Genomic DNA, 15,563 nt, shown 5'->3' on the forward strand with positions numbered 1-15,563 from the left:
AGCGCCTGCTCACCGGCGTCGGGGCCGGTGAAGAAGCCGGTGGTGGTGCCCGGCAGCAGCCGTTCCAGCTCCGCTCCGACGCCCCAGGGCGTCTCGTCGCCCACGGCGATGTTCGCGACCGGGGTGAACGTGGCCACGTAGACCGGTCCGGCGGGCGGGGCGGTGGGCCGGGGGCGGGTGACGGTCACCGCGCGGCGGGCCGCCGTGAGGCCGATCTCCGGCCCGGACGCGTCCGCCGGAACCGGGGACGGCCGTGCCTTCGTGGTCCAGTCGGCCAGGGCGCGGACCCGGGCGGCGGCGTCCGCCAGCCGTTCCTCGGGCAGTTCGCCGGAGCGGACGGCCATGACGAGCGCGTCCTGGAGGCGCTGCACGGTGTCCTCGTCGCAGAGCCCGCCGCCCACGCAGATCGCGTCCGCGCCGGCGGCGATGGCCAGGACGACGCCGTGCTCGAGCCCGTAGGTCGCGGAGACGGCCCGCATCTCCATGCCGTCGGTGACGATGAGGCCCTGGTAGCCGAGTTCGCCGCGCAGCAGGTCGGTGAGGATGCGGCGGGAGAGCGTGGCCGGGCGGTCCGGGTCGAGGACGGGGACCCGGATGTGCGCGCTCATGACGGCGCGGGTGCCGGCCTCGATCGCCGCCCGGAACGGCCGCAGTTCGCGCTCGTCGAGGGTCTTGGCGTCGAGGTCGATGTGCGGGAGCGCGTGGTGCGAGTCGACGCCGGTGTCGCCGTGGCCGGGGAAGTGCTTGGTGCAGGCGGCGACGCCGGTGGACTGCAGGCCCTCGACGTAGGCGGCGGTGTGCCGGGCCACCAGGTGGGGGTCCCCGCCGAAGGAGCGGACGCCGATCACCGGGTTGTCGGGGTTGGCGTTGACGTCGGCCGACGGCGCCCAGTTGAGGTTGACCCCGCACGCGGCCAGGCGGCGGCCCAGTTCGCGGGCGACGTCCCGGGTGAGGTCGGTGTCGTCGACGGCGCCGAGGGCGTGGTTGCCGGGGAAGGAGGATCCGGTGCGCACCTCCAGGCGGGTGACGTCGCCGCTCTCCTCGTCGATGGCCACCAGGAGGTCGTCCCGCTCGGCCCGCAGTTGCGCGGTGAGGGCGGCGACCTGCTCGGCGCCGGTGACGTTGCGGCCGAAGAGGGCGACGGAGGCCAGCCCCTCGCCCAGCCGGCGGCGCACCCAGTCGGGCGCGGTGGTGCCGTCGAAGCCCGGCTGCAGCACGGCCAGCGCGTCCCGGGTGAGGGTGTCGGTGCCGGTGGTGAATGTCGTCATCGGGTGGCGTTATCCCTTCACGGCGCCCGCGGTGAGGCCGCTGACGGCCTTGCGCTGCAGGTAGACGAAGAGGATCAGGATCGGGACGGCGAACAGGGACGAGGCCGCCATGGTGGCGCCCCAGTCGTTGCCGAACTGGGTCTGGAACCGGGACAGCCACAGCGGCAGGGTCTGCGCCCCGGCGTCCTTGTTGAGCACCAGGACCAGCGCGAACTCGTTCCAGGCGGTGATGAAGCCGAACAGCGAGGTGGCCATCAGACCCGGGGCGAGCAGCGGCAGGATGACCCGGCGGAACGCCTGGGGGCGGGTGCAGCCGTCGACCATCGCCGACTCCTCCAGCTCCTTCGGCACGGCGGCGACGAAGCCGCGCAGCGTCAGGAGGGTGAAGGGCAGGATCATCATCGTGTAGAAGAGGGTGAGCGGCACGAGGCTGTTCAGCATCGAGGCGTCCCGCACGATCATGTAGATCGCGATGATCATGACTTCCCAGGGCGCCATCTGGGCCAGCATGAAGCCGACGATGAAGCCGCGCCGCCCCTTGAACCGCATCCGCGCCAGGGCGAAGGAGCCGGCCAGCGCGATGATCAGCGAGAAGGCGACGGCCAGGACGGTGACGGTCAGCGAGTTGCGGACGTACGTCCAGAAGTGCTCGACGCCGGTCGCTGTTCTGAAGTGTTCGAGGGTGATGTCGGTCGGGAACCAGACCGGGTCCTCCGCGAGGATGTCGCCGGTCGGCTTGAAGGCCGTGGCGAACATCCAGTACACGGGGAAGACGCAGCCGACGAACAGGACGACGGCCGTGACGTTGGGCCACAGGCGGCCGAAGAGCGAGCGCCTCACAGCTCGTCCTCCTCTTGCTTGAGCACGATCCTGAGGTAGTGGGCGGTCAGGCCGAGCAGGATCAGGATGGTCAGGACGGCGATCGCCGCGCCCATGCCGTAGTGCTGGTTGCCGATGCCCTCGACGTAGGCGTAGACGGGCAGGATCTCGGTGAGGCGGTCGGGACCGCCCTGGTTGAAGAGGAGGACCTGGGCGAACGCCTTGAAGACCCAGATGACCTCCAGGAAGGTCGTCGCGTAGAGGAACGGCCGCAGGAACGGCAGGGTGACCGCGGTGAAGCTCCGCCAGGCGCCGGCGCCGTCGAGGGACGCGGCCTCGTAGAGCTCGTTCGGGATGGTGGTCGTCGCCGCGTACAGGTTGATGGCGACGAACGGGACGGACATCCACACGATCAGCACGGTGACGACGAAGAAGGTCGACATCTGGCTGCTGGTCCAGCTGTAGTCGGCCATGGAGTGCCAGCCGAGCCTGTCCAGGACCCAGTTGACGACGCCGAAGCGCTGGGCGAACAGCCACTGGTAGACGGTGGTGGCGGCGACGATCGGCATGGCCCAGGCCAGCACCAGGCCGATCAGCAGGGTGAACCGCATCCGTTTGCCGAGGCGGGCGAGCAGCAGGCCGATCAGCGCGCCCAGGATCATGATCAGGGCGACGTTGGTCGCCGTGAACAGGATCGAGCGGAGGGTGACCCGCCAGAAGTCCTCGCTGGTGAGGGTCTCCTTGTAGTTGTCGACGCCGTTCCACTCGGTGGCGTGCTGGATCAGCTGCGCCATGTTGAGGTTCTGGAACGACAGCAGCACGTCCTTCAGCAGCGGCCAGCCGAGCAGCAGCACGGTGGCCGCGCAGGCGGGCAGCAGCAACAGGTACGGGCCGAGCGCGCCGGCGCGCGACGCCGCTCGCGGGGTCGGCGCGCCGGGTCCCCCGTCGTCCGCCTTGCGGACGTCCGCCGGGCCGGAGGGCGGCCGTTCGGTCTGCACGGTCATGCTCGCGATCTCTCTTCTCGACGTGCCCGAACGCGGTGCGGGGGCCGTCACGTGGCCGGCCCCCGCTCCGGTCGGAGCGCGTGCGCTCCTACTGCTGCTGCTCCAGGCGCTTGTTGAACTCGCCCTCGATCTGCTTGGCCGCCTCGGCCGGGGACTTCCCGTTCAGGACGGCGGTCAGGTACGTCTTGATCGGGTTGGGGGCGTTCTCCACCGCGGCCCACTCCGGGATCAGCGGGGTGGTGCCGCCGACGGCGGCGGCCGGCGCGGCGGCCTCGGCGGGGGCGTTGCCCTCGAGGTTGCTCTGCAGCGACTCCTTGTTGGGGATGACGCCGTTGAGCTTGGCGAGCTGGCCCTCGAACTTGTCGGAGAGGGCGAGCTTCAGGAACTCCTTGGCGAGGTCCTGCTTCTTGCTGCCCGCGGCGACGGCGAGGTTGGAGCCGCCGAGGAAGACGCCCTCGGGCTTGTCGGCGGTCTCACCCGGGATGGTGAAGTAGCCGATCTCCTTCTCGATCTCCGGGTTGGCCTTGATGGCGATGCCGGCTTCCCAGCCCATGCCGATGAAGGCGCCGACGTTGCCCTTGGCGAAGACCTCGCCCTGCTGCGGGGTGGCCTCGTCCTTGTCCTTGGGCGCCTTCGACAGGGCCTGGAACTTCTTGTAGGTCTCCGCGGCGGCGACGACCTTCGGGTCGTCGAGGTTGGAGACGTACTTGTCGCCGTCCTTCTTGACCAGTTCGCCGCCCTCGCCGATCACCAGGCCGACGAAGTGGTACCAGTTCTGGCCGGGCAGGTAGATCGGCTCGGCGTCGGTCTTGTCGCCGATGGTCTTGAGCGCGTCGTAGAACTCGTCGCGGGTCTTGGGCGTGTCCTTGAGACCGGCGTCCGCCCAGACCTTCTTGTTGTAGAGGACGACGCGGTTGGCGAAGTACCAGGGTGCCGCGTACTGCTTGCCCTCGTAGATCGACGACTGGTTGAGGGACTCGGTCCAGTCGGCGCCGATCTCGGCCTTGAGGTCGGCGAGGTCGGCGAGGCCGCCGGTCTTGGCGTAGGCCGGGGTCTGGGTGTTGCCGATCTCGAAGACGTCCGGCGGGTTCTCCTCGGACAGCGCGGTGGTCAGCTTCTGCTGGATGCCGTTCCACTGCTGGTTCTCGAACTTGACCTTCGCCTTGGTCTTCGCCTCGAACGCGGCGGCGAGGTCCTTCTGCCACTGGTCCGGCGAGGAGCCGTCCATCACCCACACGGTGAGCGTCTGGCCGGCGTACCCGTCCGCACCGGCCTTCCCGCCCCCGTCGCCGTCGTCGCCGCCGCACGCGGCGACGGAGAACAACATGCCCGCGACCCCGATCGCGGCTACCAGCTTGCGCTTCATGCGCCACCCCTCCTCAGGAATTGCCTTGCACACCCGCACCCACACCCTCGGCGGTGACTCCCACGAACGGCGCAACAGCTCGGCGGGTCGGGACCCGGCTTCCCCTAAATGGTTTAGACCAGCAAGGGGAGCTTGGCCTAGACCTATGACCCTGTCAAGGGTCGTGCCCGCCCTCTCCGATAACGACTCCGACACCTCGTCGAGGGCTTCGAACCCCTCCCAAATCCCCACGCCTCGACAGTTGGACTAGACCAAACGAGGACCTGCGGTTATAACGGGTTCGCCGAGCGTGCGGCGCCGAACCCGGCGGCCCGCCGACGTGCACCGCGGCCGGCCCCTGCCGTCCGCGCGCCGGACACCGCAGCCGGAAGGCAGGTCATGAGCACGGACGTCAGCAGCGCCCAGGCCCGGTCGGGAGCACCCGGCCGCATGGGCCGCGTTCCGAAGTACTACGGCATCAAGCAGCGGCTCCTGCGGATGACCGAGGCGCGCCCGCCGGGCTCGCCGATGCCGGCCGAGCGCCTCCTGGCCATCGAGTTCCGCACCTCGCGCACCACCGTCCGCAAGGCCATGCAGGAACTCGTCAGCGAGGGCCGCCTGGACCGCATCCAGGGCAAGGGCACCTTCGTCGCGCGTCCGAAGGTGTACCGGACGCTCCAGCTCACCTCGTACACCGAGGACATGCGGGCCCAGGGCCTCGACCCCGCCTCACGGGTCCTCGACATCGGGTACGTCGCCGCCGACCGGGAACTGGCGGACCTGCTCGAGGTGGAGCGGGGCGACCGGGTGCTGCGCATCGAGCGGCTGCGGCTGGCCGGCGGCGAGCCCATGGCCATCGAGACGTCCCATCTGTCCGCACGGCGCTTCCCCGGCCTGCGCCGCAACCTGGCCCGCCACACCTCGCTCTACACGACCCTCGCCGAGGTGTACGGCGTCCGCCCGGCGGAGGCCGACGAGACCATCGAGACCTCCCCGGCCACCCCCCGGGAGGCCGGACTGCTGGCCACCGACGTGGGCCTGCCGATGCTGCTGCTGTCCCGCCACTCCCGGGACGGGACGGGGACGCCGGTCGAGTGGGTCCGCTCGGTGTACCGCGGCTCGCGCTACCGGTTCACGGCGGTCCTGACCCGTCCGGACCGCTGACGGACGCGCCCCCGAACGACGGTGTCCCCCGGGGAACTCCCCGGGGGACACCGCTCACCGTGCCGTCGGCGGCTCAGGCGCCGGTGGTGGTCTCCCGGCCGAAGACGGCGTGCAGGCGCCGCGTGTGGTCCACCGGGCGTTCCGGGCCGGTCAGGGTGACCGTCGCCGTCAGGCGCGGGTCGGCGCTGGACGCGGCGAGCCGCAGCTCCAGATCGCCCGGCTCGACGACGCGGCGGCCGTCGCGGCCGGTGAAGGAGGCCAGGTCGGCCGGGACCGTGACGCGCACCCGGCACGCCTCGCCCGGGGCCAGCGGCACCCGCGTGTAGCCGATGAGGCGCTGCACCGGCTGGACGACGGAGGCGACCGGGTCGTGCAGGTAGAGCTGGACGACCTCGGTGCCGTGCCGCGCACCGGTGTTGCGGACGGTGAACGCCAGCGCGAACTCGCCGTCGGTGGCCGCCTCCTTCGCGTCCACCGCGAGGTCGCTCCAGGCGAACGTGGTGTACGTGAGGCCGTGGCCGAAGCCGAAGGCGGGCGTCGGGTCGACGTTGGACACCTCGCTGGCGTGCGCGAGCCGCGCGCCGAGGTAGGTGGCCGGCTGGGTGCCCGCCCCGCGCGGCACGCTCACCGGCAGCCGGCCCGACGGGCCGATCCGCCCGCTGAGCACCCCGGCGAGGGCGGCGGTGCCCTCGACGCCGGGGAAGAAGGACTGCACGATCGCGGCGGACTCCTCCACGGCGCGGCCGAGGGCGTAGGGCCGGCCCGCGAGCAGCACCGTCACCACCGGTGTCCCCGAGTCGAGCAGCGCGTCGAGGAGCTGCTGCTGGGCGCCGGGCAGGGACAGCGACTCGACGTCGCAGCCCTCACCGCTGGTGCCGCGGCCGAACAGCCCGGCGCGGTCGCCCAGGACGGCGACGACGACATCGGCGTCCCGGGCCGCCCGGACGGCCTCGGGGATGCCGAGGGCGTCGCCGTCGTCGACGCCCGTGCCGCGCACGACCGTGAACTCGGCGTCGGGGAACTCGGCGGCCAGGGTGTCGCGCAGGGTGGGCAGGTCGATGCCGACCGGGGTGCCGGGGTGCTGGACCCCGACGTGCAGCGGGAAGGAGTAGCAGCCCAGGACGGCCGTGGGTTCGTCGGCGTTGGGGCCGACCAGGGCGATGCGGCGCGGCCGGTCCAGCGGCAGGGTGCCGTCGTTGGCGAGGAGGACCACCGCCTGTTCGGCGACGCTGCGGGCGAGGGCGCGGTTCTCCGGACCGTCCAGGTCGATCCGGCCGCGCAGGGCGTCCGGGTCGTCCAGGTCGGCGCCCTCCAGCGCGGGCGGCACGGGGCTCCAGTCCGGGTCGAGCAGCCCGAGCACGGCCTTCTGGGTGAGCACCCGGCGCAGGGCGCGGTCGATCACCGACTCCGGTACGCGCCCGGCGGCGACGGCCTCCACCAGGGGCGCGCCGAACGTCTTGACGGTGGGCAGTTCGACGTCGACGCCCGCCCGCAGCGCGGCACCGGCGGCGTCGGCCCAGTCGGCGGCGATGCCGTGCAGCGTCCTGAGGAAGGCGATGCCGAAGTAGTCGGCGACGACGGTGCCGTCGAAGCCCCAGGTGTCGCGCAGCAGTCCGGTCAGCAGGTCCTCGTCGGCCGCGGCGGGCACGCCGTCGGTGTCGGTGTAGGAGTGCATCACGGACCGGGCGCCGCCCTCGCGGACGGCCATCTCGAAGGGCGGCAGCAGGACGTCGGCGCGCTCGCGCGGCCCCATGGAGGAGGGGGCGAGGTTGCGTCCGGACCGGGAGGCCGAGTAGCCGACGAAGTGCTTGAGGGTGGCGACGACCCCGGCCTCCTCCAGACCGCGCACATAGGCCGTGCCGATGGTGCCGACGAGGTACGGGTCCTCGCCGATGGTCTCCTCCACGCGGCCCCAGCGGGCGTCGCGCACCACGTCCAGGACGGGCGCGAGGCCCTGGTGGACGCCGACGGACCGCATGTCGCGGCCGATGGCGCCGGCCATGCGGTGGATCAGGTCCGGGTCGAAGGTGGCGCCCCAGGAGAGCGGGACGGGATAGGCGGTGGCGCCCCAGGCGGCGAAGCCGGCCAGGCACTCCTCGTGGGCCACGGCGGGGATGCCGAAGCGGTTCGCCGAGGTGATGCGGGCCTGGGTGCGCATCAGGGAGAGCGCGCCGAGCGCCGGGTCGACGGGGGCGGTGCCGAAGGGGCGGGTGAGCTGGCCCAGTCCGGCGGGCAGGAGGGCGTCGAGGTCGACGGCCTCCTCCATGTCGTGCTGGTGGGGGGCGACTTCACCGCCCTCGTCGGACGCGCCGACCCACACGCCGTACAGCTGGGCGATCTTCTCCTGAAGGGTCATCGCCTCGATCAGCGCGGACACCCGGGCGGTGACGGAGTGGGCGGGGTCGTTCCAGAGGGGGACTTCGGGGGTGGTCTCAACGGCCACGTTGGCGGTCACTTTCCTCCGACGCCCATCAGGCCCTGGACCAGGGCGCGACGGGCGAACAGATAGATGAGCAGGACGGGCACCATGGACAGCACCACGGCTCCCAGCAGACCGGGGATGTCGATGCCGTGTTCGGTCTGGAAGTTGTACAGACCCAGGGTGACCACCTTGGTGGAGTCGGACTGGGTCAGGACGAGCGGGAACAGGAAGCCGTTCCACGCCTGCAGGGCGGAGAACACGACGATCGTGGACAGTCCGCCCCGGGACAGCGGCAGCACGAGCTGGAAGAACATGCGCCGCGGGGAGGCACCGTCCATGGCCATGGCCTCGTACAGCTCCGGGGAGATGTCGCGCATCGCGCCACTGAGGATCAGCGCCGACATCGGCAGGCAGAACGCGGCCGTGGGCAGGATGACGCCGAGCAGGTTGTCGTACAGCCCGGCCTCGCTGATCAGGTAGAACATCGGCACGATCACGGCCTGGGCCGGGATGGCGAGCCCGAGCAGGAACAGCCGGAAGACGGCCGACGTGGCCCTGCCGCGACTGCGCACGATCGCGTAGGCGAGCGGCGGGACCAGCAGCAGCACGATGCCGATCACGCACGCGGTGACGACGAGCGTGTTGAGGAAGTACTGGCCGAAGCCCGAGTCGAAGGCTCCGGTGTAGTTGTCCAGGGTGAAGGTGTCCGGGAGGGAGACCGGACCGTTCTCGGCGTAGTCCTGCCGGGTGCGCACCGTCGCGGCGAGCATCACGTACAGCGGCAGGCCGACCAGGAAGAGCCAGAGGAGCGAGCCGGCACCGGCCAGGTAATTGGGGCGGCGCCTCATGACACACCCTCCATGGAGCTGCGCATCTTGTCGTAGCCGGAGACCCGGACGACGATCAGCGAGATGACGGTGGCCGCGACGACCAGGGCGAGGGCGATGGCGGAGCCGGCGCCGAAGTCGAATCCCTTGAACGCCTTGTCGTACATGTAGTAGGCGCTGATCGTGGTGTCGGTGCCGGGGCCGCCCTGGGTCAGGATGAGGACGGTCTCGAAGGTGGTCAGACCACCGACGATCATCAGGATCATCGAGGTGATCATCGAGTTGCGCAGCTGCGGCAGCGTGATGTGGAAGAACTGCCGGTAGCGGCCCGCCCCGTCGATCTCCGCCGCCTGGTAGAGCACCTGCGGGATCGCGCGGGCGGCGCCCTGGTAGATCAGGGTGTGGAACGGGGTGAACTGCCAGGTGCTCACGAACGCCAGCACCCCGATGGCGGTGGCCTGTTCACCGAACAGGTTGCCGTCGCCGAACAGCCAGCCGGCGTCGGCCGGGATGCCGAAGTTCGGGTCGAGCAGCGCCCGCCACAGCACGGACACGGCCGTCGCGGACAGCAGCAGCGGAATGAAGTAGATGACGGACAGGACGGCCCGGTTGCGCTGGTGGCCGGCGGCCCAGACGCCGAGCACGATGCTCAGCGGCGTCTGGACGACCACGCCGAGCACGGTCAGGAGCAGGGTCAGCCAGATGCTCTTGAGCATCACCGGGTCGTCCATCAGGCGCGACCAGTTGTCCGTGCCGACGAACTCGGGCGAGCCGAGCCCGTCCCAGCTCATGAAGGACAGCACCACCACCATGATCAGCGGGGCGATCGCGAAGAGGGCGAAGAACACTGCGGCGGGCAGCGCCCAGGCGAAGCCGGGGCGCCCCACCTGCGTCGCGGACGAGGCGGCCGGCCGCCGCCGGGACTCCTTGCGGGGTCCGGCGGCGGGCCGAGCGCTCGTGATCTGTGTGGTCATGAGCCGTTCGTCACTCGGTCGGGAGGGCCTGCATGGCCTTGATGAAGCCGTCCGCGTCGAGCTGTCCGTTGAAGAACTGCTGGATGGCCTGGTGCATGGACGAGCTCGCCTTCTGCGGGTACGCCTGGTCCCAGGAGAGCTGGAACGACGGGGCGTCGGCGACCAGGTCGTACTGGAAGCGCGAGTACTCGGGGGTGGCCGAGGAGTCGATGAACCGGTCGGTGTTGGTCGTGGTCGGCAGGTTGCCGATGTCCAGCTGCGCCTTGACGAACTCGTCGGAGTACATGAGCTTCAGGAACTCGGCGACGGCCTCGGGGTGCTTGGTCTTCTTCATCACCGAGTAGTAGTTGTTGGTGTTGCCGGCGACGTTGGCCGGGTCGCCCTTGCCGCCCTCGACGGTCGGGAAGGGGGTGTAGCCGAGGTCCTTCTCGGCGAACTTCTCGGCGTCCGTCTGCTGCTGGGAGTAGTACCAGGAGCCCATCAGCTCGAAGCCGGCCTTGCCGGAGGCGAGCAGCGCGGGCGAGCCGCCGTTGGTGTACTTGACGGAGTCGTAGTTCTTGCCGAAGGCGCCGGCGTCGACGAGCTCCCTGATCATGCCCAGGGCCTTCTTGCTGTCCGCGCTCTCCCAGGCGCTCTTGTCGCCCCCGACGGCCTTCTGGAACAGCTCCGGGCCGGCCACGCGGTCGTAGAGGTACTGGAACCACATCTGCGTCGGCCAGATGTCGCCGCCGCCGAGCGCGATCGGCGTGACGCCCCGGTCCTTGAGCTTCCCGACCGCGTCGAGCAGTTCGTCCCAGGTCTTCGGCGGCTTCACACCCGCCTCGTCGAGGACCTTCTTGTTGTGGAAGAGCAGGACCGGCTGGGTGCCGCGCATCGGGACGCCGTACGGCTTGCCGTCGACGACCGCGTTGTTGAAGACGGACGGCAGGAACTTGTTCTCCAGGTCCGGGTTCTTCTTGATGAGGTCGTCCAGCGGCATCAGCAGGTCGGCCTTGACGAACGGCTTGATGCTGCCGCCGCCCCAGTTGAAGAAGACGTCCGGGGCCTGCGGGGTGCTGATGATGGTCTGGAGCTTCTTCTGGTAGTCGGCACCGGGAATGGTGTCGAGGACGACCTTGACGTCGGACGTCTTGTTGAACGTGTCGACGATCCGCTTCTCGACCTTGTTGGTGGCGTCCCCGTAGACCAGGACACGGATCTTGCCGTCGTCCGACGACCCCCCGCCGCCGTCGCCGCCGCAGGCCGAGAGCCCCAGGGCCAGGGCGAGCGTCGCACCGCAGGCGACCAGTCTGGGCAAGCGCGCACGTGTCTTCATCGTTCGCCTTTCGAAAGTTTCGACACCTTTGCCGAAAGTCCATGCTGTCGGACAGTAAAGGTCAGACCGGATTTGGGGTCAATGGTCGTGCAGCGCCTGTCCCAAACCGTTATCGAGTACATGGCATACCCTGCTGACATGCACGGTGTTGACGAGGTGGGCGCAAGAGTGACGCTGGCCGAGGTGGCGAAAGAAGCGGGAGTCTCCCTACCGACAGTTTCGAAGGTCCTGAACGGCCGTTCAGACGTCTCCCGTGCCACCCGGACCAGGATCGAGCGGCTCCTGGAGACCCACGGCTACCGCCGCCGGAACCCGGGCGCGCCGCACTCCCCCCTCGTCGAACTCGTCTTCCACGAACTGGACAGCGTCTGGGCGATGGAGATCGTCCGGGGCGTGGAGAGCGTCGCCCAGGAGAACCGGGCGACCGTGGTGCTCACCCGGAGCGGCACGCGGCACGCCCCCGCGCCCGACTGGCTCGAGGGCGTGCTGCGGCGCCGGCCGCTGGGCGTCGTGCTGGTCTTCTCGTCGCTCCCCCAGGACGTGAAGCGGCGGCTCCGCTCGCAGGGCATTCCCTTCGTCGTCATCGACCCGGCCGGGGATCCCGACCCCGGCGTGCCGTCGGTGGGCTCCGCCAACTGGTCCGGCGGCCTCGCGGCCACGCGCCACCTCACCGACCGGCGGCACGAACGCATCGCGGTCATCACCGGGCCCGAGGACATGCTGTGCTCACTGGCCCGCCTCGACGGGTACCGCTCCGCCATGACGATGGCGGGCCTGACGATCGACCCGCGCCTCGTCCGCTTCGGCGACTTCCGGGTGCAGGGCGGCTTCGAGCACGCCATGGACCTGCTGGCGGGACCCGACCGGCCGACGGCGATCTTCGCGGGCAGCGACCTCCAGGCCCTCGGGGTGCTGGAGGCGGCCCGACTCAGGAAGCTGAGGGTGCCCCAGGACCTCTCGGTGGTCGGCTACGACGACGTGCCGCTGGCCCAGTGGTCGAGCCCGCCGCTGACCACCGTCCACCAGCCGCTGCGCCGGATGGCCGAGGAGGCGACCCGCATGCTCCTGCGCCCGGCCGACCCCGGCAGGGCGGACCGGCGCATCGAGTTGGCGACGCACCTCGTGGTGCGGCAGAGCACCGCGCCGCCCGGTGGAGGGCCGGGGCGGCGGCCGGTGGACGAGGGCACGGTGGTCGGTCCGGCGGGCACCGTCGGGTCGACGGAACGGAGCGGTCACGGGGGCCGCTGAACCACCCGGCTCCCCCAGCCGACGGCATGCCGGGGTCGTCGACGGAGGAGGACCGCGCGACCGGGGAGGAGGCCGGCGCGGCTGGTCTCGCGGATTCGAGATGGCCGGCGGCATCCTCGACGGGAAAGACGCTCCGCACTGGGGATCTGCCCTGTAAGCCCCGGAGCCGCTGTCGGAGGGCGCGGTTGCGCGGACTGGCTCCGATCCGTTCGGGTCCCCCGGCGCCGGGTGAGCCGCAGGCGGAAAGCCTGCCGCCCGCAGCTGCGTGATGCTGTCGTGCAGCGCGACCGCCTGGAGTTCCCCGCGCCGCCCCAGCACCTCGTCGCGTCGTACGTCCCCAGCGCCGCCTCGGCCGCCTCACCGGCGCGGGTGAGCCGGTAGATGAGCCGTCCGCGGTAGAAGTCCTCGACCGCCGTCACCCGCGCGTGGTCCGGACCGGCCCGCAGGTTGCCCCACTCCACCGGCTTGTCCAGCGCCTGCGTCACCCGGCGGTAGAGGGGGGCGTTGGGGTGGTGAGATGGGCGAAGGGGGTGCAGTCGGCAGAGGTCGTCTCGGCACGTTCTTCCACCCCGTTCACGCACTCACGTGGGAGTCGCGCACACGCACTCCGCCCACACCGTCTTGCCCGGACCGTCGGACCGGAGGTACCAGCCCCAGCGGGTGGCGAGCCCCGCGACGAGGAGCAGCCCTCGGCCGCCGGTGTCCTCCGCACCGGGGGCGTGCGACTTCGCGGGGTCGGGCGGCGTGCGTTCGGTACGGGTGTCGGTGACCTCGATCCTGGCCGTACGCGTGGGCGCGCACACCTGCAGGAGCAGGTGGAAGTCACAGCCGGGGACATGGCCGTGCCGTACGGCGTTGGCGGCCAGCTCGCCGACGACCAGCACGATCTCCTCGTGCGGGCCGGTGCCGTAGGGGACGCCCCAGGTGTCCAGCCGGTGCGCGGCCAGTCGGCGGGCGAGGCGGGCGCCGCGCGGGGTGGAGGTGAAGCGCATCTCGAAGGTGCGGTTCGAGTCATCGACGGGAGCTGCGGGCCGGGAGGTGCTGACGGAGCTGGGGAGTTGGTTCACCATGCCGCCAACGGTGCTCCCGGTCGCTTGGCGTGACCAGCGGTGACTCAACGACGCGGTCCGATGTACGCGCGGTGGCGGTGCCGGTACGAGGCGCGCGGCGTGACGAGGCCGCCGGGGCGGCGTTGAGCCAGGGAGGCGATGCCGATGAACGAAGACGTGGGCGAGGGGGCCGGAGCCGTGATGGCGGGCGACGCGGAAGGGGCGACGGCGGACACGTCCGGCCAGGCTGTCGTCGTCGCGTTCGGGCAGACGATGAAGACGCTGCGGGTGCGGGCGGGTCTGGAGCGTGAGGAGTTCGGACGGCGGATCGGATACTCGGCGTCCACGATCGCGTCGTACGAGCAGGGGCGGCGGATCCCGTCACCCAGGACCATCGAGCGGGCGGACGAGGTCCTGGACGCGGGCGGCTTGCTGACGGTGTGGAAGGAGCAGGTGGAGCGGGCTCAGTATCCGGTGTTCTTTCAGGGAATGGCAGCTCTGGAGAAGACGGCGATCGAGTTGCTCTCGTACGACACGCTGGTGGTCAAAGGCCTGCTTCAGACCGAGGAGTACATGAGGGCGGTGCTGGCCATGCGGCGGCCGCCTCTGGACCAAGAGACGACTGAGCAGCGGGTGGCAGCGCGACTTGCTCGTCAGGACATCTTCGACCGTCAGTCTGCACCGCTGCTGAGCTTCGTGATGGATGAGTCGGTATTGCGGCGTCGGTTTGGCGGAACGCACGTGCTTCGAGGGCAGTTGGAGCACCTACTACTCGTTGGCCAGAAGCGAAACGTCGAGATTCAGGTCATCCCGCTCGATTGCGAGGAGAGCGCCGGCGTGGACGGGCCGTTCACGGTCGTCACGCGTGATGACGGCAAGAAGTTCGCTTACACCGAAGCGCAGGGAACCAGCACTCTTCAGACCGACCCGCAGCAGGCAGCACTCGCCGCCGCTCGCTATGGGATTATCCGATCACAAGCTCTCACCCCGCGAGAGTCCCTGGAGTTCATCGAGAGGTTGCTGGGAGAACTATGAACACCGCTGAGTCCTCGGCCGTCGCGTCCGGCCTCGTCTGGTTCAAGAGCAGCTACAGCGGAGCGGAGGGCGGCGACTGCGTCGAGGCCGCCGCCGACACGGGAGTCGTGCACATCCGGGACTCCAAGGCCGTGGCCGGACCCGTCATCCGCGTGTCACGTGAAGCGTGGGCGGGGTTCGTCAGGGAAGCCTGACGGTCACGCGTGAAGCGAGAGCCCTGCCGTCCCTCTCGGGCGGCAGGGCTCTCCCACACCGCTACCCGGGCGGATGCGCAGGGTGTCCGGTAGCGCTGGACGACGGACGCGCGGGGGATGCTGCCGTCACGGGCACCGACGATGGCGAGCCTCCGGTATCCGAGGCCCTTGAAGCGGTGCATGGTGCCGACGTGGATGTCGCCGTCTCCCTTGACGCCCTCCTTGGCGAGTTCGGCGACGGTCAACTCGGCCTCGTTCGCCAGGCAGTACATGACCTGGTCGACGGCTTCGCGGTCGGCGGTGCGCTCCCGGCCGGGCCGCCGGTGCGGTTCCCCGGCGGTGTCCGGCTCCGGCCGGTCCCCGCCGCCCCGGATCAGCGACCGTGCCGGAGGCCGACCAGCCGGCCGGTGATCAGTTCCTCGGCCACCGGCTGCGCCGGGCGGCGAGGTCCCGCACGGAGTCCGACGACGCTCCGTGACGCGCCCCGCAGCACCCCGTCACACCCCGGACTTCCCCTCCTCCGGCGCCGGACGCGTCACGCCTTGGGGTCCGCCGGGTCCACGATCTCCTCCCGGGGCGGCATCCGGACCTCGACCTTCTCGCCGTAGTCGTCGAAGGTCACGCTGCTGGACTCGGAGCCCTCCGTGGTGGCCTTCAGGATGTAGGGCTCCCCCTCGGTCGCGACGTGCATGCTGATCCGGGTGTCCCCCTGCTTCTTCTCCAGGGCGAGGGCGTCCTCGTCGTTCACCTCGGTCGTCTCCCCGCGCTTCATGCCCCGGCGTTCGGTCTTGTCCTGGTCCATGGAGGCCAGGAACCGCTTCTTGTCGCAGAAGGCCGCGTCCGGGCTGTCGGCCGGGGAGGCGACCCACTTGCCCGCCAGCTCGCCGGCGAGCTCCTCG

General features: G+C 70.7%; 14 protein-coding genes and 1 pseudogene. 4 read left to right on the forward strand and 11 right to left on the reverse strand.

Annotation, left to right across the window (positions count from 1 at the left end; genetic code table 11):
* The 4 genes from B7L92_RS13220 to B7L92_RS13235 all read right to left on the reverse strand — a co-directional run.
* Positions 1-1,268: glycoside hydrolase family 3 protein (locus B7L92_RS13220; protein WP_081237609.1), on the reverse strand; the 1,268-nt coding region annotated here is incomplete at its 3' end.
* 9 nt (positions 1,269-1,277) lie between these two features.
* Complete coding sequence (locus B7L92_RS13225; protein ID WP_081237610.1) at positions 1,278-2,108, reverse strand: carbohydrate ABC transporter permease; 831 nt, start codon at positions 2,106-2,108, stop codon at positions 1,278-1,280.
* Positions 2,105-3,091 (reverse strand): carbohydrate ABC transporter permease, encoded by a 987-nt coding sequence (locus B7L92_RS13230; protein ID WP_081237611.1) that lies wholly within the window; start codon positions 3,089-3,091, stop codon positions 2,105-2,107. Before B7L92_RS13230 ends, B7L92_RS13225 begins: the two co-directional genes overlap by 4 nt.
* A gap of 88 nt (positions 3,092-3,179) precedes the next feature.
* Positions 3,180-4,457 carry an extracellular solute-binding protein gene (locus tag B7L92_RS13235; RefSeq protein WP_081237612.1) on the reverse strand — a complete coding sequence of 426 codons (1,278 nt, stop codon included), beginning with the start codon at positions 4,455-4,457 and terminating at the stop codon, positions 3,180-3,182.
* 378 nt (positions 4,458-4,835) lie between these two features.
* On the opposite strand from B7L92_RS13235, the gene B7L92_RS13240 reads away from it, so the two are divergent.
* Positions 4,836-5,600, forward strand: coding sequence for a GntR family transcriptional regulator (locus B7L92_RS13240; protein WP_081237613.1), 765 nt, complete (start codon positions 4,836-4,838; stop codon positions 5,598-5,600).
* 73 nt (positions 5,601-5,673) lie between these two features.
* On the opposite strand, the gene B7L92_RS13245 is transcribed toward B7L92_RS13240, so the two are convergent.
* The 4 genes from B7L92_RS13245 to B7L92_RS13260 are packed head-to-tail and all read right to left on the reverse strand — an operon-like array spanning position 5,674 to position 11,138.
* The gene (locus B7L92_RS13245; protein WP_081237614.1) at positions 5,674-8,055 is read right to left on the reverse strand and encodes a beta-xylosidase/alpha-l-arabinosidase; all 2,382 of its coding nucleotides are present in this window, start codon (positions 8,053-8,055) and stop codon (positions 5,674-5,676) included.
* Positions 8,052-8,870 (reverse strand): carbohydrate ABC transporter permease, encoded by an 819-nt coding sequence (locus B7L92_RS13250; RefSeq protein WP_081237615.1) that lies wholly within the window; start codon positions 8,868-8,870, stop codon positions 8,052-8,054. Before B7L92_RS13250 ends, B7L92_RS13245 begins: the two co-directional genes overlap by 4 nt.
* A complete protein-coding gene (locus tag B7L92_RS13255; RefSeq protein WP_081237616.1) occupies positions 8,867-9,823 on the reverse strand; it encodes a carbohydrate ABC transporter permease in 957 nt (318 codons plus the stop codon). Before B7L92_RS13255 ends, B7L92_RS13250 begins: the two co-directional genes overlap by 4 nt.
* A 10-nt stretch (positions 9,824-9,833) precedes the next feature.
* Positions 9,834-11,138 (reverse strand): ABC transporter substrate-binding protein, encoded by a 1,305-nt coding sequence (locus tag B7L92_RS13260; protein ID WP_081237617.1) that lies wholly within the window; start codon positions 11,136-11,138, stop codon positions 9,834-9,836.
* 168 nt (positions 11,139-11,306) lie between these two features.
* Between B7L92_RS13260 and B7L92_RS13265 the strand changes: the two genes are divergently transcribed.
* On the forward strand, positions 11,307-12,386 hold the full coding sequence (locus tag B7L92_RS13265; protein ID WP_081237618.1) for a LacI family DNA-binding transcriptional regulator: 1,080 nt from the start codon (positions 11,307-11,309) through the stop codon (positions 12,384-12,386).
* Here B7L92_RS13265 and B7L92_RS42310 read toward each other — a convergent pair.
* Entirely contained in the window at positions 12,371-12,967 is a 597-nt protein-coding gene (locus tag B7L92_RS42310) for a DUF2397 family protein (RefSeq protein ID WP_368656247.1), read from the reverse strand. The two genes, B7L92_RS13265 and B7L92_RS42310, sit on opposite strands and share 16 nt — an antisense overlap.
* Positions 12,968-13,456 (reverse strand): ATP-binding protein, encoded by a 489-nt coding sequence (locus B7L92_RS13275; RefSeq protein ID WP_081237619.1) that lies wholly within the window; start codon positions 13,454-13,456, stop codon positions 12,968-12,970.
* 138 nt (positions 13,457-13,594) lie between these two features.
* Between B7L92_RS13275 and B7L92_RS13280 the strand changes: the two genes are divergently transcribed.
* Both B7L92_RS13280 and B7L92_RS13285 read left to right on the forward strand, forming a co-directional pair.
* Positions 13,595-14,470, forward strand: a complete 876-nt coding sequence (locus B7L92_RS13280; protein WP_107501471.1) for a helix-turn-helix domain-containing protein — start codon at positions 13,595-13,597, stop codon at positions 14,468-14,470.
* Positions 14,467-14,664 (forward strand): DUF397 domain-containing protein, encoded by a 198-nt coding sequence (locus B7L92_RS13285; RefSeq protein WP_081237620.1) that lies wholly within the window; start codon positions 14,467-14,469, stop codon positions 14,662-14,664. The genes B7L92_RS13280 and B7L92_RS13285 overlap by 4 nt, the downstream gene beginning before the upstream one ends.
* Before the next feature lie 535 nt (positions 14,665-15,199).
* On the opposite strand, the pseudogene B7L92_RS13290 reads toward B7L92_RS13285, so the two are convergent.
* Positions 15,200-15,563 (reverse strand): annotated as a pseudogene (locus B7L92_RS13290) (hypothetical protein); the annotation flags it as partial.

Source organism: Streptomyces viridosporus (genome assembly GCF_002078235.1).
In the GTDB taxonomy this organism is placed as follows: domain Bacteria; phylum Actinomycetota; class Actinomycetes; order Streptomycetales; family Streptomycetaceae; genus Streptomyces; species Streptomyces viridosporus.